The organism is Legionellales bacterium (assembly GCA_026125385.1).
Classification (GTDB): domain Bacteria; phylum Pseudomonadota; class Gammaproteobacteria; order JAHCLG01; family JAHCLG01; genus JAHCLG01.
This window is the reverse complement of the sequence record JAHCLG010000037.1, coordinates 1-20,375: the sequence shown is the minus strand read 5'-3', so window position 1 is coordinate 20,375 and position 20,375 is coordinate 1. Positions and strand designations below refer to the sequence as shown.

Sequence of the window (20,375 nt, the reverse complement as noted above, 5' to 3'; positions counted from 1 at the left end):
GGCATGCTTCGTTCCAGGCTATGGCTGCGCATTGACGCGTAGCCAGGTTTGGCTGCGGCCGAAGAGTGGGATGCCGATATAACCGCGAATGGTGAGGGTGCGGCCTTGGTTACCTAAGGCAATTTCGGCGCGGTAGATTTTGCCATTGTGGGGGTCGAGCACATAACCATTTTTCCATAAATTATCTTTGGTTTTTTCTAAACCCCACAAAAACGTCATGCCAATGATGGGTTTATTGTGTAATGCGCCTTGGCATTTTTTACATTGATCTTTGGGTTTTTCGCCTTGACGCAAAAATACTTGTAGAATTTTACCTTGTAATTTTCCATTGACTGTTTCAATCTCAACGATGCTGCGCGCTTTTCCGCTGGCATCGTCAATGGTTTTCCATTGGCCAACGGGCGACATTGCAAGTGCAAAAGAGCATCCCGCACACAGTAAAATACTCAATATCATCCATCGCAAATAATTTTTCATTTTCATGGCGCCTCCACACTCAGCATTGCTGCTTCCATATAAAAAACACAATATATTGCTTTTTAACGCAATACTCAATGGCAAATAGACGATAATCTTGAATTAATTTCCGGCAAAACACAGAGAATTTTTTGCAAGAATACCCATAATAACTTGATTTTCATATGCTTGTGCTAAACTAAATGAGGAGAAATGCTGTAAAAAGCTTTCAACCCAAAGAAAATAGCAGTATATTAGTACGTGAAACTTAGTATCTTTGGGTGTTTTAATGAGGGACAACCGGGTGATCTCACCCGCGACATTCAGGAGTAAACGTCATGCCCGTAAAAAAACGTTCTGTTCGTAAAGTCACCACCGCTAAACGTGCCAGTGCTAAAACACGCAGCACCAAAGCTAAGAGTAATCAAACCATCGTCACTCAACTACGTCGCGAATTGCAAAAAATTCGTAAACAATTACGCGTAGCTGAAAAGAAAGTGGAACAAACCAATAAACAATGGAAAGCCAAAGTTGAAACCTTGAAAAAAGAATTTCAACGCAAAATTGCCGCTGCCAAAAAAGCTACCACCACTAAAAAAGTGAAAGCTAAGGCTAAACCCGCGAAAGCAAAAACTGCAACTGTTAAAAGTTTTAAAGCTCGTAAAGTGGGTGCTATTAAACGGCGTAGTATCGTTGCAAAACGTCGTCAAGCCGCTTAAATTTCAGTGGTTAAAAAGCACCGCTTGCCGGTGCTTTTTTTATTCCTGGCCATCATGATGAACTTCATCCATATTCAACCGTTTCGCTTGTTCGATTAAGTCAATCAACGCGGCTTCCGTAAGAGTTCCAGCTTGAAAAAATACCGCCACGCGTTCGCGAATAATAATTAACGTGGGGACGGAACGGACATTAAAATCTTGAGCAAGTTGCGCATTGGCTTCAACGTCTACCTCGGTAAAAAGACAATCAGAAAAGTGTTGTGACACTTTTTCATAAACCGTAGCAAAACGATGACAAGGCGCGCACCAAGCAGCCGAAAAGGCAATTAACACAATTTCATGTTGATCGAATATTTCGTCAAAATTACTTTCGGTTAATTGCACGGTGCTCATGTTGAAGTATCCAAAATAGCAAAAATTCGATCGCGAATTTCTTCGACAGTGCCCACACCTGAAATTTTGCTATAACGTGTGCGCTGAGGATATTGCTTAGCCATTTCTTGATAAAATTCGATTAAAGGCGTGGTTTGTTCGTGATACACTTGCAACCGTTTGCGCACCGTGGCTTCGCAATCGTCTTCCCGTTGAATTAAGGTATCGCCCGTAATATCGTCGCGATTATCCACTTTGGGTGGTTGATAAAGAATATGATAAATGCGACCAGACGCTACATGAATGCGCCGTCCACTTAAGCGTTTGACAATTTCTTCGTCATCCACAGCCAGTTCAATGACGTGATCTAAAACAATGCCCTGCTCTTCTATTGCTAAAGCTTGCACTCGGGTGCGTGGGAAACCATCGAATAAAACGCCATTTGCACAATCTTTTTCTTGAATACGTTCTTTGACTAAACCAATAATAATATCGTCTGAAACTAAACCACCAGCGTCCATCGCCGCTTTGGCTTTTTTTCCCAGCGGTGTTCCCGCGTTAACCGCAGCTCGTAACATATCGCCCGTAGAAATTTGTGAAATCCCATAACGTTCCACAATATATTTTGCTTGCGTCCCTTTCCCTGAACCTGGACTGCCTAACAGCATCACTTGCATGAATCATAATCTCCTGTTGCTTTAAGCGGATTTTTAATGCGTTAATTCCTGGCAATAGTAACCTTAACTCTTGTACTATACAACGATTTCCACCAAGATCTTGTGGTGCGACGCATCACCATATACCAAGGAAATGATTATGCCGATTTTAGTTTTTGACATTGAAACCGTTCCCGACATTTCATCTGCGAAAAAACTGCATGATTTTAGCGGATTAAGCGATGCTGAAATTGCCAATGCATTATTTTTATTGCAACGACAAGCCAGTCATGGCAACGATTTTTTACGTTTGCATTTGCAACGCGTGATCGCCATCTCATTAGTGCTCTACGATCAAAATCATTTAAAAGTATGGTCACTAGGTGAGGTGAACGCTACAGAAGACGATATTTTGCAACGTTTTTTCCAAGGCATCGAAAAATATCAACCACAATTAGTTTCGTGGAACGGTGGTGGCTTTGATTTACCCGTTTTGCATTATCGCTCACTGTTACACGGCGTAAGTGCTCCAACCTACTGGGAAACGGGCAACGAATTAAATCAATTTCGTTGGAATAATTATTTAAATCGTTATCATGAACGGCATTTAGATTTAATGGATTATTTAGCGTTATATCAAGCTCGCGCGAATGCGCCATTAGATGATATTGCCACCATGTTGGGCTTTCCTGGCAAAATGGGCATGAGTGGTGCGAAAGTATGGGATGCCTATCAACAAGGCGAATTGCCAGCCATTCGCAATTATTGTGAAACCGATGTATTAAATACTTTTTTAGTCTATTTGCGTTTTCAATTAATTCGTGGTCAGCTTACTCGAGAACACTATCAACAACAATGTGATCGACTTAGACACTATTTACAACATGAAAATAAACCACATCTTAATGAATTTTTACAGGCATGGCATATTTAATTTAGGAAATTAAATCTTATGAGAAAATCGTTTGATCGTCATCAACTCCACACCGCAACCATAGAATCCTTAAGTCATGAAGGCCGTGGCATCGCACATATTGATCAAAAAATTCATTTTATTGATCAGGCATTACCAGGTGAAACGGTAGAATTTCAATTAACCCGCAAACACAGTCGCTATAACGAGGGCATGGCGGTTAATATTATTAACCCAGCACCTGAGCGCGTGTCTCCGCGGTGTGAATTTTATCAATTGTGTGGGGGTTGCAGTTTGCAACACCTAAGTTCACCCGCGCAAATTGAACTAAAGCAACGCGTATTATTAGAAATGCTCAAGCACATTGCTAAAGCCCAACCTCAAACACTGTTACCTCCCTTGCAATGCGACACGTGGGGATATCGCCATAAAGCACGCTTAGGCGCGAAATATTTACTCAGTAAAAATACCATGCTCATCGGCTTTCGTGAACGCAATGGCCGTTATCTCGCTAATATGAATTCGTGCGAAATTCTCGAACCCCGTTTAGGTAAACGCATTCACCTGTTACGTGAATTTTTCGATACCTTTACTGCGCGTGAACACATTGCGCAATTAGAATGTGCGGTGAGTGCGGATACTGTGGCGTTAATTATTCGTCATTTGCGCGAATTAACCTCAGAAGAAATAAATGCCTTAACAGCCTTTGCGAAAATTCACGAATTTGCCATTTACTTACAACCTGGAAAACCCGATAGTATTCATAAAATCTATCCTGACGATGATAACGAGTTACTCTCGTATCGATTGGATCATTTTAATTTAGAATTATTTTTTCATCCCACAGATTTTACTCAAATCAATCCCAGTTTAAATCCTTTGATGATTGAACAAGCGCTAAGCTTACTGGATCCAAAACCCGATGAAACGATTTTAGATTTATTTTGTGGCTTAGGAAATTTTACTTTACCCATTGCGACGCGTGCTGCCAAAGTGATTGGAGTAGAAGGTGATCCACGCATGTGCGTGCGCGCAACTCATAATGCGGCGCACAATAAACTCGCCAATACCGAATTTTATGCCGCCGATTTAACGCAGTTGCACGAAAAAGCGCCGTGGTTTAACGAAAACTATGCTAAAATTCTTATCGATCCGCCACGTTCAGGTGCGTATGAAATACTAGAACAATTTGCCCAAAAACCTGTCCAAAGGATTGTTTACGTATCGTGTAATCCAGCCACGCTGGCACGCGATGCCGAATTGTTAATTCATCAGCAAGGATATTGTTTGCAAGCTGCGGGTGTGATGGATATGTTTGCACACACCAGTCATGTTGAAGCCATGGCCTTATTTACTAAATCACCGCAGCCATCATAATCGAGTGAACTATGGTACAAATCAAACAACGCGATTTTTATTTACCCGATCACAGTATTCATTTAGAAACTTGGTTAAGCCATTTAGCACGCGAATATCAGCCAGCCGATTTGCGCTTGATCCAAAACGCCTGTGCGCTAGCGGAATTTGCTGGCAGTGAAAATGCCACACCTAATGCAATGTCGTGTTTACAAGAAGGCTTAGCCATTGCAGAAATTTTACATTCGCTGAAAGCCGACAGCACAACATTGGCTGCAAGCCTAGTTTATAGCTGTGTGCAATACGCCGATTTAGATATCGAAGATGTGCAAGAACAATTAGGTAAAGAAGTCAGTAAATTAATTCAAGGTGTCGAACGTTTAGCGGAAATTCGTTTTTTGCACCAAACCAGTCATCGCGAATTACATCATCGTCGTCATCTCGATAATATGCGACAAATGTTAATTGCCATGGTAGAAGATGTCCGGGTTGTGTTAATTAAACTCGCCGAACAAACCGTGAATTTACACGCAGCGCCATTACTCGGTGAACAACATTGCAAAACCATTGCCCAAGAAACCTTAGATATTTATGCCCCTCTGGCGAATCGTTTAGGGGTTAATCAAATTAAATGGCAATTAGAAGATTTAGCATTTCGCTATTTTAATAAAGAAGAATATCATCGTATCGCCAAATCGCTCGATTCTAAACGCGTAGAACGCGAACAATTCGTGCAAGAGGCCATCGACTCTTTACACGAAAAAATTAAAATAGAAGGCATTGAACAATTTGAAATTAACGGACGCGCGAAACATATTTACAGTATTTATCGCAAAATGCAGCGCAAAAAAGTCGGTATTAATGAAATTTATGATGCGCTGGCAGTGCGCGTCTTGGTGGAAAATATCGAAGATTGTTACGCCGTATTAGGAATTGTTCATAGTTTATGGAAACAAATTCCCAAGGAATTCGATGATTATATTGCCACACCCAAACCCAATGGCTATCGCTCTATTCATACTGCAGTCATTGGCCCAGGACAGAAAAATTTAGAAGTACAAATTCGCACCTTTCAAATGCATAAAGAATCTGAGCTGGGAGTGGCGGCGCATTGGGCATATAAAGAGGGCGCCAAAAAACCCACGCAAGAAGGCCGCATTGCCTGGTTACGTGAAGTGCTCGATTGGCAAAAAGAATTAATTTCCCAAGAAGAACGCGGCAATCTCGATGCCAATCTAACAGACGATCGCATCTATGTGTTAACCCCGCGCGGTGAAGTTAAAGATTTGCCACTGGGTGCAACGCCACTCGATTTTGCTTATCAAATCCATAGCGAAGTCGGACATCGTTGTCGTGGTGCGAAAGTGAATGGGAAAATTGTCCCTTTAAATTATCACTTACAAACTGGTGAACAAGTTGAAATTCTTACAGGAAAACACGCCCAACCCAGCCGCGATTGGATGAATCCTCATTTGGGTTATCTCACTTCTTCACGCGCGCGTGCACGAGTATTTAGCTGGTTTAAACAACAAGATTACCAACAAAATCGCGATGACGGGCATAATTTATTAAAGGCCGAATTAAATCGCTTAAATTTATCCAATCCCGATGAAGAATTTTTATTAAAAAAATTCCACTATAAATCATCTGCTGATCTTTATGCGGCATTAGGCTGTGGCGATTTACGCGTTAGCCAAATTATTGGCGTTTTACAAACTCAAGAAAAACCACAAACCGCTAAAGATGATCACATCGTAATTAAATCACACCCCAAAATTTCAGCGAATACCGCGCCCAGTGATATTACCATTTCGGGAGTGGGTAATTTGTTAACGCATATTGCGCGTTGTTGTCAACCCTTGCCGGGAGAAGCAGTCATTGGTTTTATTACCCGCGGACGCGGCGTTTCTATTCATCGTCAAGATTGTGCGAATGTCTTGCATGCTTCAGAATCCAGCAAACAACGTTTAGTGAGTGTGGAATGGGAAGCAACCGCACGTCATCACTATCCGGTTGATATTGTGATTAATGCTCATGATCGGCGAAATTTAGTTCGCGATGTCACGGCGATTTTATCGAATGAACATATTAACCTCGTGGCTATTTCTACGACGACGAATAAAAATGAAAATAGCGCACAAATCAATTTAACCATTGAAATAGATGATTTAACACAGTTAAGCCGCTTATTAACATTAATTCAACAATTACCCAACGTCACCATGGTGCGTCGTGAACAATCAGGATAAAACAAGGAAAAATAATCATGCTAAAAAACTGGGATATTAAAAAAAGAGTTTTATTATTAGCATTATTACCCACTATCTTAATTTCGATTGTGCTCGGTTGTTATTTCACGTTAATTCGCTTCCAAGATTTAGAAGCACAATTGCACAAAGAAGGTCATTTTATTATTCGTGAATTAACCTCTGCGAGTAAATATGGCTTATTTACTAATAATCGTCATTTATTACAAGATTTAACGGATGCCACGATTGATAATCCTAATATTGACGCTGCAATTATTTTTGATGATCACAAAAATATTTTGGCTTATGCTGGCCCTTACGATGAAAAATTGAGCCTCAGCGCCCATGAATTACAACCCGACAATCAAGTTAGTGTTCGCGAGGATGAATCGAACTTGATTATGATCAAACCCGTGATGTTGAACATCAACACGGTTGAGAATTTAAAAAATAATCCGCTTTCCACTCATACTCCAACTCGCGTGGTAGGTTGGGTGGCTATCGCGTTTAACCCTGCTGGAATACGCTTAGCGCAATATCAAACGCTCTTCACCAGTGCGATTTTTTTACTATTGGCCACGTTGTTTAGTATTATTTTTGCCTGGCGTATTGGACGTGATATTACCGATCCCTTAACCGCAATTACGGAAGCTGTGAATAAAATTAAAGAGGGTCAGTTAGCCATTCAACTGCAACCCGAATTTGGTGGGCAATTGGGCATGCTAAGTCAAGGCATTAATCAAATGACGAAAGCTTTACGCCGTTCACAAGAAGAATTACAACAAAATATTGAACAAGCAACGCACGATCTCAAAGAAAGTTTAGAAACGGTGGAAATTCAAAACATTGAACTCAATATAGCACGCAAAGAAGCCTTAGAAGCTTCGCGCGTTAAATCGGAATTTATTGCCAATATCAGTCATGAAATTCGCACTCCAATGAACAGTATTATTGGCTTTACCAATTTATTACTTGAATCTGAATTATCTCCGCATCAACGCGATTATTTAACCACCATAAAAAAATCTGCAGCGAATTTGCTGGACATCATTAACGATATTTTGGATTTTTCTAAAATTGAAGCCGGCAAACTGCGTTTGCATTATATTCCTATGTCGCTGCATGAATGCATTGATGACGTCTTAGAGTTATTAGCACCCAATGCGCATGCCAAGCATATCGAATTAATTAGCATTATTGATAAAACCATTCCTAGTGAATTAATCGGCGATCCCTTAAGGCTAAAACAAATTATTATCAATTTGGTTGGCAACGCCATTAAATTTACTGATAAGGGCAGCGTAGAAGTTCACGTGGGTTTAAAAAACAGTACTACTGAACATAATGAATATTTAATAGAAATTATTGATACCGGTCTTGGATTAAATGAACAAGAGCAAAAGCAATTATTTCGCGCGTTCGGCCAAGCCGATAGCTCAGTGCACCGCCGTTATGGTGGAACCGGATTAGGACTCGCAATTTGTAAACGTTTAATTAATCAAATGGGCGGAACCATCGGGATTAAAAGTGAAACTAATTTAGGATCGACTTTTTGGTTCACATTTATTAGTGAACATGCCAAAACAAAATTGCCAGGACATATTGAATATTCTCGTTTAAATGGCTCCAGTATTTTATTGTTTGAAGAACATCCACGCGTGCGTTTTTCTTTAGAATTTCTGCTTAACACTTGGGGAGTAACCTATGTTAGTTCTACAAACGAAACAGAATTTAACCAAGCATTGCAAGAAAAACGCTATCAATTAGTGATTTTGGGCATTAACCAACCTTCGCTGGGATTAAAATCATTATTTTCCAATCTATCACAACGTAACCAACCTTTTATCGTATTAATTAATTCCAGTAATCAAGAAATTATTCAAGAAATTAAACATCAAGGCGCTTTACAGTGTCTCATTAAACCGGTTTCTGCCAAAAAACTTTATCATGAATTGTGTCATGGATTATTACATAAACAAAAAGAGAGTTTATTACCCACACATACACCATCACCAAGTGCTCAGCGATATGAAATAACAGCATTGGTGGTAGACGATAATGAAGCCAATTTAAAATTAATTAAAGCATTACTCGAAAAATTGAGCATAACAGTTCGCACGGCTGATGATGGCGAGCGCGCAGTGGAACTTGCCAAGCAAGAACACTACGATATTATTTTCATGGATATTCAAATGCCAAAATTAGATGGCATTGAAACCACTCGCGTCTTACGCCACGCTAAACACTTAAATCATGCTACGCCCATTATTGCCATCAGCGCCCATATTTTAGGCACAGAAAAAGATACGTTAATTGCAGCCGGCATGAATGATTATTTGAGTAAACCTCTCGATGAATCACAATTACAGACCTTATTATATAAATGGGTAAAAAAATCTAAACTTAATAATGTTAGATCTGAGCATGAAACGCCGCATTCATTCATCAGCAATGCTATTATTGATTTGACCTTAGCGACAAAACTCGCTGGTGGCAAACCCGATTTAGCAATTGAGTTATTAGAAATGTTAATTGAAAAACTACCCGAAGAAAAAGCCACGATCATTGAAACTTATCAGACAAACGATTTTGAACAACTTGAACATTATGTTCATAAACTTCATGGTGCAACCTGTTATTGTGGAGTACCTAAGCTTAAACAAGCAACTCATCAATTTGAAACCGTGTTAAAGCGGCAACAGCACGATCGTTATGCGGAATATTTTCAAAATTTAATTCTTGCGATTGAAGAAGTGATTAATGAAGGCGAGAAAATTCATCACCTACCCCTCTTCTCGAATTAATCTGGCAGAAATTAGGTAGCGTTATCTATACTCAAAAAGTAATGCAAAAAAAACCGTGACCCAAGAGAACGTTTTAACAGAGAGGTCACGGCTCAATAACACGGCAAGCCAGAGAATTTTTATTGGGAATTTATTTTCAACGCTGTGATAGTTGCATTTGGAGGATTTATATTTCCCATTTTCTTACGTTTAGTTAGAAATAAGCTTAACTTAAAAGTTGAAATTCCTGATCTATTTTTAACAGCACTTACACTAATGTCTATTAGTATCCTTTGCTTAGTTTTCGGCATCCTTAATCATGATTTAACTCTGCATGTTAATTCTTGGTGGGTTGTAGGAAGCTATTCAATCCAATCCATTGCGGAACTCTGTATTGCTCCGGTAGGAAGCTCTATGATTGCGGTGCTGGCAAGAGACAGTCTCCAGGGCATTATGATGGGAAGTTGGATGTTTTTTTCTGGAATCTCCGCCATTATTGCTGGAAAAGTTTCAAGCTTAGTCACAGCAACTAATTACTCCAAAAATATTAACGAGATTTCTGCTAATTTCTATTCACTATTTGTCACACTATTAGTTTTTTCTCTGGTAATTACTATAGTTCTCGCTCTATTAAGAAATTTCATTAAAAAACTAATTCACCCTGAATGTTAATCCATCATCAATAACCTGTTAAGATCGAAAATATTTTTTCACGCTTAAATTTTAAGCTTTGATGCCGAACTAATATTACGGAGACATATATTTAGTTATGCATTCCTTCGTATCTTTATACTTAGCATCTCACTTATAACCCACTCGTTTTAATTATATTGCACCACCACCTACACTTTCCCAACAGTATTAATCGTTAATACCACGGGAGAAATGGGATGTTGAGTATTAATGGGTTTGGAAATTGCGTAGACATCATCGGGTTGTGGAAGGGCTTGGCCACTCGGAGAAATTCGCGCAATAATGCGAATATTCGGGTAGTGATTCAAATCGATATTCGGTAACATCGCCATGGTTGAATCAAGCGTTATATTTAGCGGTAAATCTTTAACGTGTTTTTGAACGATTGCTAAAGGCATCGGCGGGCCTTGCAGCGCTTGCGCGTAAATAAAAACTTTAGTTTCCGGTGTAAAGTTTTTTTGCTCATGGTCTTGTAAAGTTACGTGAACTGGAATTTTAATTAACGTTTTAGGATGTAATAATTGTAATTGTTTTTGCGCTTTAACAATTGCGTCTAAAATAATTTTACCATCAGCTGTTTGTGGCGGATGTTCTTGCAACAGTTTTTCCCATAAGACAATCGCTTGTTGATAATCTTGATGATGATAATTATCAATCGCTAATAAATTTAAAGCGGTATTATTGTTAGGATCGTTTTTTAAAACAGTTTGTATCATTTCCAAAATCTCGGGTTTAAATTGTTGACCCTGGGCAAAGTAACTCGCTTGCGCGTATTGCATGGTGATATCATTATTATTGGGTGACAGTGTGTGTGCGTGAAAAAATGCTTGCTCGGCTTGCTTAAAATTGCTCATGGTAAAATACAAACGCCCCAGCAAATACCATCCGCGATCACTATTAGGATCCTGCGCTAAATGAGCTTGTAATTTTGCAATAATCAAGGCGGGCGTTTTTAATTCGGCGATGATTTTTTGCGTCTCTTTAGCATTCTTTTGTAACGTATAATATTCTTTTAATCCTGTATTGTCTCCCCATTTGCTATACAACACGAATGCGAGGCTGAGTATTAAGAGGGTAGCAATAATGGCAACGATTGGGCTTTTTTGTTGGAGGTATCCTGGCCATTGCTTAGAATCCACCTGGCGCACCAAAGGTAAACTGACGCATAAGCAAGCACTCAATACCATAAAACCAAATAGCATCCAAAATACAAGCATCATCATTTTTTAGCAATTCCTATCCTGTTATTATCGTTGCATGCGCTGACGTTTTTTCCAGATCAACCATCCCATGAACATGCCTACAGCAAAAAATATCAACGGCGCAAACCATAACGCATAGGTATTTTCTTGGAGTGGTGGTTTATATAATACAAAATCACCATAGCGATCGACTAAATACTGGCGAATGGTTTCATTACTGTGATGCTGCTTGACCATCTGATAAATTTGCTGGCGTAAATCGGCGGCGAGTTTGGCATTGGAATCGGCCAAATCTTCATTTTGACAGACTAAACAACGAAATTGCGTCAGCAAATAATGAAAACGTTGTTGATCGTTAGGATGTTGAAATGGGTAAATATCGCTCGCGGCAAAACTAGGCGACATCATAATTAAACCTATTAATAATAGAATAATACTCAGAGATTTTAAATTGACTAAGATTTTTTTCATACGCTTTCCTGTTGTAATTTTTTAATTAAGGGTAACATGCTATGTTGCCAAATTTCGGGAGTGATAGCGCCAATTTGTTTAAAACGAATGATCCCTTTTTTATCGAGAATAAACGTTTCGGGTGTTCCATACACGCCCCAATTAATTGCCGTGGTGCCGTGTTCATCAAATAAAATTTTCGTAAATGGATTACCCAGTTTATCGATAAAATGTTCGGCATCTTGCCGAGTATCTTTATAATCTAAACCATAAATTGGGAGGGTGTGGTCAAGCGCAATTGACATCAAGATTGCATGCTCATCTTGACAAGTCACACACCAAGATGCCCAGACGTTCAGTAACGATACTTGACCTTGAAAAATTGAATTATTATACCACTGTCCTGGTTGGTCGAGACTCGCTAAATAAAATGTCGGTGCCGGTTTATTAATTAATGGCGATGGAATACGGTGTGGATCTAAATTCAATCCGCGCCAAAATAATGCGGCTAACGCTAAAAATAAAATAATGGGTACTAGCGCCCATAAGGATTTTTTCATGTTAATGATTCCTGAAGCTGCCATTGGGTGAGTTGATCGTGGTTTTTTTTGCGTCGATAACGTTTATCGAATGCGGCAAATAAGCCACCGATTAAAATTAATAATCCGCCTGTCCAAATCCAGCGTACAAAGGGTTTATAATATAAGCGAAATGACCACGCTGAGCTATTGGGAATGGCCGATCCTAAGGCGACATAAATATCGCGCCAAGGATTGACAGCGATCGCCACTTTAGATAATGCCATTTCGCGTACTGGATAATATCGTTTTTGTGGGTAGACAATTTGGGTGAATGTGCTGTGGTGTTTAGTGACGATAAGCTTAGCTTCGGCAGCTTGATAGGTAGAACCTGGTACCGTGGTAACATTCACAAAATGAAAATAATAATCTCCAAGCTGCGCTGTTTCACCGGGGACTAAACTCAGCGTACGTTCAATTGAAAAATTAGAAACTAAGATAATCCCAATAGCAGCAACGCCTAAACCGATGTGGCCTAAGACCATGCCATAATGCGCAAGCGGTAATTGCATAAAACCTCGCACACCTTTTTTAATGGCGCGCACTTTGGCTAAGGTCGTAAAAATAACGGCATTAATAACCCAAAATGCAAAAAATAATCCAACGCTGAGCCAAAAATAAAATTGATGAAAAATCACTAACGGTAAACTAAAACCTAATAATAATGCTGATAACATGGGCCAACGAATTTTTTGCATTAAATCCCGCAGCGACTGATTTTGCCAATGCGCATGCGGGGCAAGTGACATAAAAAACATCATCACTAACATAATCGGAATAAAGACTAAATTAAAATAGGGCGCCCCTACCGAAATTTTTCCTAAGTTGAGCGCTTCTAAAATCAGAGGATACAAGGTGCCTAATAATACTGTCGCACAGGCCGTGGTTAACATAATATTATTCAATAGCAAAAATGTTTCGCGGGAAATAAATTGGAAGGTGGCATTATCTTCAAGAGCGCGGGCGCGCCACGCATATAACAATAACGATCCTAAAATAACAATGCTTAAAAATTTTAGCATATAAGCACCGCGCGCCGGATCAACAGCAAAGGCATGAACTGAAATTAAAATACCAGAACGCACTAAAAACGTGCCTAATAAACTTAAAGAAAACGCAAAAATCGCTAATAATACAGTCCAACTTTTAAAACAGCCGCGCTTCTCTGTGGCTGAGAGTGAGTGAATTAAGGCCACTCCCATCAGCCACGGCATAAACGAGGCATTTTCCACCGGATCCCAAAACCACCAGCCGCCCCAACCTAATTCACGATAAGACCACCAACTGCCCAGGGTAATTCCCGCGCTTAAAAATCCCCAGGCAATTAATGTCCACGGACGAGTCCAGCGTACCCATTGCGTATTTAATTCCCCGCGCCATAATCCCGCTATAGCAAAGGCAAAGGCCACAGAAAATCCCACATAGCCGATATAGAGCATGGGTGGATGAAAAATAAATCCGGGATCTTGCAGTAATGGATTTAAATCGGCGCCATTGCTGGGGATGCTCGGTAAGAGACGAATAAAAGGATCGGAGGTGGATAATGAAAATAATAAAAATCCCACGCTTATCATTCCCATCACGCTTAATACTTGTGCCAACATGTCGCGCGGTAAATTTTTACTGAAAAAACACACAGCCAGTGTCCAGCACGCTAAAATTTGCATCCAAAGTAATAATGATCCTTCATGCGCGCCCCACACCGCACACACGCGATAAAAAAGTGGTAAATGAGTATTAGAATTTTGCGCGACATATAACACTGAAAAATCATTCTGTGCAAAAGCCCAGGCCAACGCAAGAAATGCTAAAGTCACAAAAATGGCTTGTCCCATCGCCGCGGGTTTAGCTACCGCCATCCACTGACTGCGTTTTAAAAAACTGCCAAGCACGGGTAAAAATGCCTGAAAGCACGCTAAGCATAATGCGAGAATTAAAGCAAAATGTCCAAGTTCTGGGATCATAACGTTTCCTGTGGGGTTAGGTTTTTTTTAATTCTTGTTTAATTTGTTGGGGCATGTATTGGTTATCGTGTTTGGCTAATACTTGATCGGCAATAAAGAGTTGCTGATTTTGCAAATGTCCTTCGGTGACAACGGCACGTCCTGCTTTAAAGAGATCGGGTAAAATGCCTTGATAATGCACTTCAATTTGATGTTGGTTATCAGTCACAGTAAAAATGACTTCGCCATTTTTTAAATAATGGACGCTATTTTTCGCCACCAATCCGCCTAAACGAAATTCTTGATGAAGTGGCGCTTGGCCTTGTTGAATTTGCGTGGGGCTGATGAAAAAATTAATATTATTGCTGAGCGCATAGAGCATAAAGCCCAGCGCTACACTCACGCCAGTGATTATCAAAGCAATAAAATATAAACGTTGTTTACGTTCTTTTCTCATGGTGTTTACGCCAATAAGTCAATAGAGATTGTTTAATCATGCGAGGTTGTTTTAGCGCGCGAATAATGTTAACGCTAATAACCAATAATCCACAACCATAAGCCAACCACACGTATAAGGCATAGCCACCCATCGCAAAAAAATGTTCAAGTTTACTGATGAGCATGCATCACCTCATATACCCAGCGTTTATCGCGTTCACGCCACAAAATTTCTGGACGCGCTAAACTTAACAATAAACTGATATAGAATGCGTAAAAGGCAAAAATCATGATGATTAATGGTTGCAGCATACTGCTCGCAATCGTGGAATGTTGAAACAGTGAAATCGATGCACCTTGATGCAAAGTATTCCACCAAATCACGGAATAATGAATGATGGGTAAATCGATTGCGCCCACAATCGCCATGACACTGCTGGCTTTGGCGCTAATAGTCGGATCGGAAATGGCGTTACGCAGAGCAATGTAACCTAAATATAAAAACAATAAAATTAGTTCTGAGGTTAAGCGCGCATCCCACACCCACCACGTACCCCACATGGGTTTGCCCCACACGGCACCAGTAAATAAAGCTAAAAATGCCATCGACGCACCAATGGGCGCACTCACTTTGGCTATGACATCGGCGAGTTTAATTTTCCAAATTAAAAATATCACGGCATTCACGGCCATGACAGCAAAAATTAAAATCGACATCAAGGCCGCAGGTACGTGTAAATAAATAATACGAAAACCATCGCCTTGTTTATAATCGGCAGGCGCAAGAACCAATCCACCAATTAATCCGTAAATAAATAATACGCTGAATATTCCCCAGCACCACGGCAGGACAAAACTACTGAATCGATAAAAATAACGCGGTGATGATAATTTATGAAACCATTGCCACATGCCATTCATCCACTGTGTTCACGCCTCCATTAATCCTATTTTAACGGCAAAAGCCAAGGCTAACGGCGCTAAACTTAAACTTAGTAATAATAATCCAGCAAGAATTTCTAATTGACCTGCGGGATTTAATCCTAATTCCACCATTAACACGCTGCCACTGCCGAAGATCAACACCGGCACGTATAAAGGTAAAATCAAAAGCGCGAGCAGTATACCATGATTTCTAAGCCCAAGCGTTAATCCCAAGCCAATTCCACCGATTAAACTTAAGATAGGTGTGCCCAACAGCAAACTTAGGCAGAGAATGCTACCTTCATACCAAGAAAGCTGCATCACCAAGCTTAACAGTGGAGTCAGTATAATAAGCGGCAAACCTAGCAACAACCAGTGGGCAATCACCTTGGCGAGTAATAACACGCTTAATGGATGCGGACTTAAGACCATCAATTCGAGGTTACCATCGTGATAATCACTGCGTAATAAATTATCGAGCCCCAGCAGAGTTGCCAGCAATGCCGCGACCCAAATCACTCCCGGCGCTATGTGCTTTAACAATTCGGCATTGCTGCCAATCGCTAAAGGAAATAAACACACTACTATCACAAAAAAAGCAACGGGATAAAGCATTTCACCGCGTTTGCGCATGGCGATTAAATATTCGCGGAGGATGATGTGTTTGAGTGCCGTTGTCAGAGAGTTCATTGAGTGAGCCTCAACACGTTAAGCGCATCTAGAGTTAAGGCTTGATGAGAGGTGATCACGATGAGACCTTGACGTTGTTGGTGTTCTTGAATAAGCGTGTGAATTAATGTTACGCCATCCTGATCGAGTGCGGTGAGCGGTTCGTCTAAAATCCATAAACGTGTGGGATTTAAAATTAAACGTGCCAAGGCTACACGACGTTGTTGGCCTGATGATAAGTGAGCGCATATTTCATCGCGTTGTTCGGCTAATCCTACGTGTGCTAGTGCTTGATCGGGTGAAATGCTTGCAGCCGTTAGACCGGCAAAAAAACGTAAATTTTCGCGAGGCGTTAATTGTAATTGCAGCGCCGGTGTTGCGCCTAAATATTGCAATTGCGTTAAGTAGTCGATGCGTTGTTCGTGAATGGATGTTCCACACCAGTGAATACTGCCGCGTGTGGGTAATAATAATCCGCATAACATGCGCAATAGCGTGGTTTTTCCTGCCCCGTTATTACCCACAATTTGTAAAATTTCTCCAGCATGCAGGACAAAATTTAAATTCGTAAATAATCGTTTCTCACCGCGTTCGCCTTGTAAATGCGTGACCGCTAAAGTGGGTGATTGTGCTGGCAACACGGTGTTGAAATCCTGCATTGGAAAAGCGTTCATGATAGCATGAACCCTTAAAAAAATTCTTGTACAATTTTCTCGGGCATCGCCACAGGCTTTCCTGTATTATCAACAAATACCAGTTTGAGATCGGCCTGCAAACAGTCTTGTTGCTGTTGATTAACCACGGTATATTTTATAAATAATCCTTTATTAAAGGGCGTATGAGGATTCATCATAATGCTGAGATTATCATCATAATACGCCGGCTTTAGATATTTCACCTGAGCTTCAGCCACCACACCGCCAATATTTTCTTTGAGCATCTGTGCAAATGGCATACCCACTTCTTGCAAAAGATGAAGCCTCGCTTCCATTAAAATAGTCAGCCACTGCGCATGTCCCACAATTCCCATAAAATCGATATCGTTTAAACGGACTTTGTAATTAAAATGGTAAGTTTTCATTGAAAATCCTTATATAACTTAAATTACTATTTTTTTGCCAGCTACAGGGTTACAGGGATATACCGCGCCATGTCTCGGGTATTATAAGCAAAACCCACGTCGCCATCAGGTTTCATCACTAAAATTCCACCATGACCGTTGACACTTTTTTTAAGAAAATCAATAGCGTGATTTGCAGCATCTTGCGCAGATTTGTTTTTTAGCATTAATAATGCTCGCATCCCCATGGCTGACCGCATAATGGATTCGCCCCATCCGGTGCAAACAAAAGCACCCAGTTGATTATCCGCATAGAATCCACTCCCAATTAATGGCGCATCGCCAATTCGTCCTGGTGCTTGATTTAAAATTCCACCGGTGGAATTTCCTGCGGCTAAATTACCGTTTTTATCAAGTGCAATTGCTCCAACAGTATCATGATTTTTTTCATGCCACATTGCTTCAACCAGAGTGGTATTCCCTTGTTGAATTTCACGTAATAATGCTTGTTGATGAGGGGTTATATGGTAACTTTCAGGGACCATTGCAACTTCATGCTGCTTTGCAAATTCATGGGCACCATTCCCTGAAAATAAACAATGGTTACTCTGTAATAATACTTCTTTGGCAAGCCTAATCGGATTTTTTACTAAATTCACGTCCACGATAGCACCCGATCGTAAATCCTGTCCCGTCATTAATCCGGCTGATAAATTCACACCTCCCGCCGTATTTAAACAGGCACCGAATGCGGCATTAAACGTGGGATCATCCTCCATCACCCCAATTGCAGCGACAATAGCCTCTAATGCACTACCGCCTTGCTGTAAAATTTTCATGCCTTCATCATAAGCATTTTTACAGCCTTGTTGGTAATCTTCATGTAATTCATCTGGAATATTGCTGGCGCCACCGTGAACAATTAAGTTCATAAAAAAATCCTGGAAAAATATAACTGGCAAAATCATAACATAATTAGCCAATATCATTAAGAAAGTTTTATCCATCATAATTTTTAATACTGTGATTGATGTTGATCACTAGTTGCTTTATTCTTAGGTTATTACTCAGCAAGGAGATGCTTTATGGTACGTCGTTATGCTTTTTATTTATTACTAATCATCGGATGTTTACCATCTGTTTTCGCCACGCCCTCACAGCACTTAGCCTTGGTTGGTGAAAACACGGCACGAAAAAGTTATGATGTCCGCCAAGCAATTCGTAAAAATACTAAAACCGAATTAGTATTTACTCATATTGGCGATTCAGGCGCCTTCGTTTTAGCCGACTATTTAACCCAGAATAAATTAGTCACGCGCTTGGATATTGAAGATTGTCAAATCAGCGATCAAGGTGCGATTAAATTGGCGGCTATGTTAAAAAATAATGATCATTTAACTCATTTAAATTTAAGCCATAATTTAATCGGCGACAAAGGCGCTGAGGCATTAGCACAAGCATTGACAAAAAATAAATCCTTAATTTCTATAAAACTGAGTGCCAATAAAATTACCGATAAATCAGCAGCAATATTATTAACTGCATTAAAAGACAATTCGCGTATTAAATATTTTACCATTTGGGGAAATAATTTAAATAAAGAAAATTTACAAGCTCTTGAGCAACAAGCCTTGATTAATCAAATGGGATAATGGAAATTTAAACCGCAATCTGTGGCGTGGATTGTAGCCTGGAACGCAGCGCAGCGGAGATCCAGGATCGGTGAAATTTTAAAACTCCGATCCTGGATTGTAGCGCAGCGTAATTCCAGGCTACGCTACTACGCATAAATATAACATGAGTTGAATAACGTGCAATTAAGGATCGGTGTTTTTAACAAGCTTGGGATCCTGGATCGTAGCACAGCGAAGTTCCAGGCTACATTAAGTTCGATTAAACTTGCGGTTGTAATAGTATCAACATTTGTTATACTAAATATATGCTAGCCAAGAGAGAGTTTAGGACACTGAGCTCCAGTTTTTAAAAACCTTGGTTGGCTTTTTTTATGGAAATTCTTTACGAGCAACTATTTGTTTTGTAAGTAAATTTGCATGTTCAAGCTCGATTTTTTGTCTTTTACTGGCATTTTTGTCTACCCACTCCTGGGGCGGATATACCTCAGCACAACCACTTGATTGTTCTTTGTACGTTTTACTTAGCTCTTCAATTACCCTTTTCTCTCGTAGGAGTAAGTAAGCAACTATGTCAACCAATTGAATTAAATGGTTATTGTAAGACTTTACAAAATGGATTGAATCCACTATGTGATTGGCTTTAGTAGGACGATATCCAAATCCAGTATCGATCGTTTTAAAACGTTCTAAATCATCGATTAACCTTTGTTCAATATCACGATTTTCATCCGCTATTAATAAGCCTAACGAATTTTCATTATCCAAATAATCCTCTATACGCTCTATAAGAAAAAGGAATGCTAATTGGTGAGGATGCAATTTTGCATTGCTTTTCTGCTTATCAATAATAGTATAAATAATTTGAAGATTATTTGTTTTGATAACATTTATTAAATCATTTATCACATCAATACGTTGCTCAATTTTTAACTTTGAAAAATAACGACCTTTTCCCTTATGAATTTCGTAGCCGTGAAATTCAAAATCAGTATTTCGCGAAACTGCGCCAAAATGTTTAATTCCAAGCATACGCAGATCATTTTCAATAGAATGCACTTGATTATCATCAACAATTAAAGCTGATAATAAATGATAGGGTTGATTTATATCATCTGACCTTGTACCAGTATTACCCGATTCATCGATATAAATAAGTTTCATTATTATCACCTCATCTTCAATCGAAATAAAAACCAACTTGCGAGCGACTCGTTAGCAACAGTAGCCTAGAATTTCGCTACGCTACAATCCAGGATCGGTGAAATTTTAAAACTCCGATC

At 39.8% G+C, this 20,375-nt stretch carries 22 protein-coding genes; 7 read left to right on the top strand and 15 right to left on the bottom strand.

All coding sequences use genetic code 11. The features are described 5' to 3' along the window. Positions 1-18: 18 nt before the first annotated feature. Complete coding sequence (locus KIT27_11105; GenBank protein ID MCW5590193.1) at positions 19-483, bottom strand: DUF2147 domain-containing protein; 465 nt, start codon at positions 481-483, stop codon at positions 19-21. A gap of 311 nt (positions 484-794) precedes the next feature. Here KIT27_11105 and KIT27_11100 point away from each other — a divergent pair, with 311 nt between their 5' ends. Then, positions 795-1,175: a hypothetical protein gene (locus KIT27_11100; GenBank protein ID MCW5590192.1), complete on the top strand. Its 381-nt coding sequence runs from the start codon at positions 795-797 to the stop codon at positions 1,173-1,175. 39 nt (positions 1,176-1,214) lie between these two features. Here KIT27_11100 and KIT27_11095 read toward each other — a convergent pair whose 3' ends face one another. After that, positions 1,215-1,568 (bottom strand): thioredoxin fold domain-containing protein, encoded by a 354-nt coding sequence (locus KIT27_11095; GenBank protein MCW5590191.1) that lies wholly within the window; start codon positions 1,566-1,568, stop codon positions 1,215-1,217. After that, the gene (gene adk, locus KIT27_11090; protein MCW5590190.1) at positions 1,565-2,224 is read right to left on the bottom strand and encodes an adenylate kinase; all 660 of its coding nucleotides are present in this window, start codon (positions 2,222-2,224) and stop codon (positions 1,565-1,567) included. Before adk ends, KIT27_11095 begins: the two co-directional genes overlap by 4 nt. A 139-nt stretch (positions 2,225-2,363) precedes the next feature. Between adk and KIT27_11085 the strand changes: the two genes are divergently transcribed. From KIT27_11085 to KIT27_11065, 5 genes are all read left to right on the top strand, one after another. After that, entirely contained in the window at positions 2,364-3,137 is a 774-nt protein-coding gene (locus KIT27_11085; protein ID MCW5590189.1) for a 3'-5' exonuclease, read from the top strand. Positions 3,138-3,155: 18 nt separating this feature from the next. Beyond that, positions 3,156-4,493, top strand: coding sequence for a 23S rRNA (uracil(1939)-C(5))-methyltransferase RlmD (gene rlmD / locus KIT27_11080; GenBank protein MCW5590188.1), 1,338 nt, complete (start codon positions 3,156-3,158; stop codon positions 4,491-4,493). Positions 4,494-4,504: 11 nt separating this feature from the next. Next, complete coding sequence (gene relA / locus KIT27_11075; protein ID MCW5590187.1) at positions 4,505-6,721, top strand: GTP diphosphokinase; 2,217 nt, start codon at positions 4,505-4,507, stop codon at positions 6,719-6,721. 17 nt (positions 6,722-6,738) lie between these two features. Next, a complete protein-coding gene (gene barA, locus KIT27_11070) occupies positions 6,739-9,525 on the top strand; it encodes a two-component sensor histidine kinase BarA (protein MCW5590186.1) in 2,787 nt (928 codons plus the stop codon). A 144-nt stretch (positions 9,526-9,669) separates the two neighbouring features. Beyond that, on the top strand, positions 9,670-10,176 hold the full coding sequence (locus tag KIT27_11065) for a hypothetical protein (protein MCW5590185.1): 507 nt from the start codon (positions 9,670-9,672) through the stop codon (positions 10,174-10,176). 170 nt (positions 10,177-10,346) lie between these two features. Here KIT27_11065 and KIT27_11060 read toward each other — a convergent pair whose 3' ends face one another. From KIT27_11060 to KIT27_11010, 11 genes are read right to left on the bottom strand one after another with little or no spacing between them, the layout of a single operon-like run. Next, on the bottom strand, positions 10,347-11,420 hold the full coding sequence (locus KIT27_11060; protein ID MCW5590184.1) for a hypothetical protein: 1,074 nt from the start codon (positions 11,418-11,420) through the stop codon (positions 10,347-10,349). A 24-nt stretch (positions 11,421-11,444) separates the two neighbouring features. Then, on the bottom strand, positions 11,445-11,870 hold the full coding sequence (locus tag KIT27_11055) for a cytochrome c-type biogenesis protein CcmH (protein ID MCW5590183.1): 426 nt from the start codon (positions 11,868-11,870) through the stop codon (positions 11,445-11,447). Next, positions 11,867-12,409, bottom strand: a complete 543-nt coding sequence (locus KIT27_11050; GenBank protein ID MCW5590182.1) for a DsbE family thiol:disulfide interchange protein — start codon at positions 12,407-12,409, stop codon at positions 11,867-11,869. The genes KIT27_11055 and KIT27_11050 overlap by 4 nt, the downstream gene beginning before the upstream one ends. Further along, a complete protein-coding gene (locus tag KIT27_11045) occupies positions 12,406-14,391 on the bottom strand; it encodes a heme lyase CcmF/NrfE family subunit (protein MCW5590181.1) in 1,986 nt (661 codons plus the stop codon). The genes KIT27_11050 and KIT27_11045 overlap by 4 nt, the downstream gene beginning before the upstream one ends. 16 nt (positions 14,392-14,407) lie before the next feature. After that, the gene (gene ccmE / locus KIT27_11040; GenBank protein MCW5590180.1) at positions 14,408-14,827 is read right to left on the bottom strand and encodes a cytochrome c maturation protein CcmE; all 420 of its coding nucleotides are present in this window, start codon (positions 14,825-14,827) and stop codon (positions 14,408-14,410) included. Then, positions 14,811-14,960 carry a heme exporter protein CcmD gene (ccmD, locus tag KIT27_11035; GenBank protein ID MCW5590179.1) on the bottom strand — a complete coding sequence of 50 codons (150 nt, stop codon included), beginning with the start codon at positions 14,958-14,960 and terminating at the stop codon, positions 14,811-14,813. Before ccmD ends, ccmE begins: the two co-directional genes overlap by 17 nt. Positions 14,961-14,979: 19 nt before the next feature. Continuing rightward, complete coding sequence (locus KIT27_11030) at positions 14,980-15,729, bottom strand: heme ABC transporter permease (GenBank protein ID MCW5590178.1); 750 nt, start codon at positions 15,727-15,729, stop codon at positions 14,980-14,982. A gap of 9 nt (positions 15,730-15,738) precedes the next feature. Then, complete coding sequence (ccmB, locus tag KIT27_11025) at positions 15,739-16,422, bottom strand: heme exporter protein CcmB (protein ID MCW5590177.1); 684 nt, start codon at positions 16,420-16,422, stop codon at positions 15,739-15,741. Next, a complete protein-coding gene (gene ccmA, locus KIT27_11020) occupies positions 16,419-17,075 on the bottom strand; it encodes a cytochrome c biogenesis heme-transporting ATPase CcmA (GenBank protein ID MCW5590176.1) in 657 nt (218 codons plus the stop codon). Before ccmA ends, ccmB begins: the two co-directional genes overlap by 4 nt. Positions 17,076-17,089: 14 nt before the next feature. Further along, entirely contained in the window at positions 17,090-17,482 is a 393-nt protein-coding gene (locus KIT27_11015; GenBank protein MCW5590175.1) for an acyl-CoA thioesterase, read from the bottom strand. 41 nt (positions 17,483-17,523) lie between these two features. Continuing rightward, positions 17,524-18,393 carry an isoaspartyl peptidase/L-asparaginase gene (locus KIT27_11010; GenBank protein ID MCW5590174.1) on the bottom strand — a complete coding sequence of 290 codons (870 nt, stop codon included), beginning with the start codon at positions 18,391-18,393 and terminating at the stop codon, positions 17,524-17,526. A gap of 153 nt (positions 18,394-18,546) precedes the next feature. On the opposite strand from KIT27_11010, the gene KIT27_11005 reads away from it, so the two are divergent. Continuing rightward, complete coding sequence (locus tag KIT27_11005; GenBank protein MCW5590173.1) at positions 18,547-19,113, top strand: hypothetical protein; 567 nt, start codon at positions 18,547-18,549, stop codon at positions 19,111-19,113. 351 nt (positions 19,114-19,464) lie between these two features. On the opposite strand, the gene KIT27_11000 is transcribed toward KIT27_11005, so the two are convergent. Continuing rightward, a complete protein-coding gene (locus KIT27_11000; GenBank protein ID MCW5590172.1) occupies positions 19,465-20,256 on the bottom strand; it encodes a DUF3800 domain-containing protein in 792 nt (263 codons plus the stop codon). Positions 20,257-20,375 lie beyond the last annotated feature (119 nt).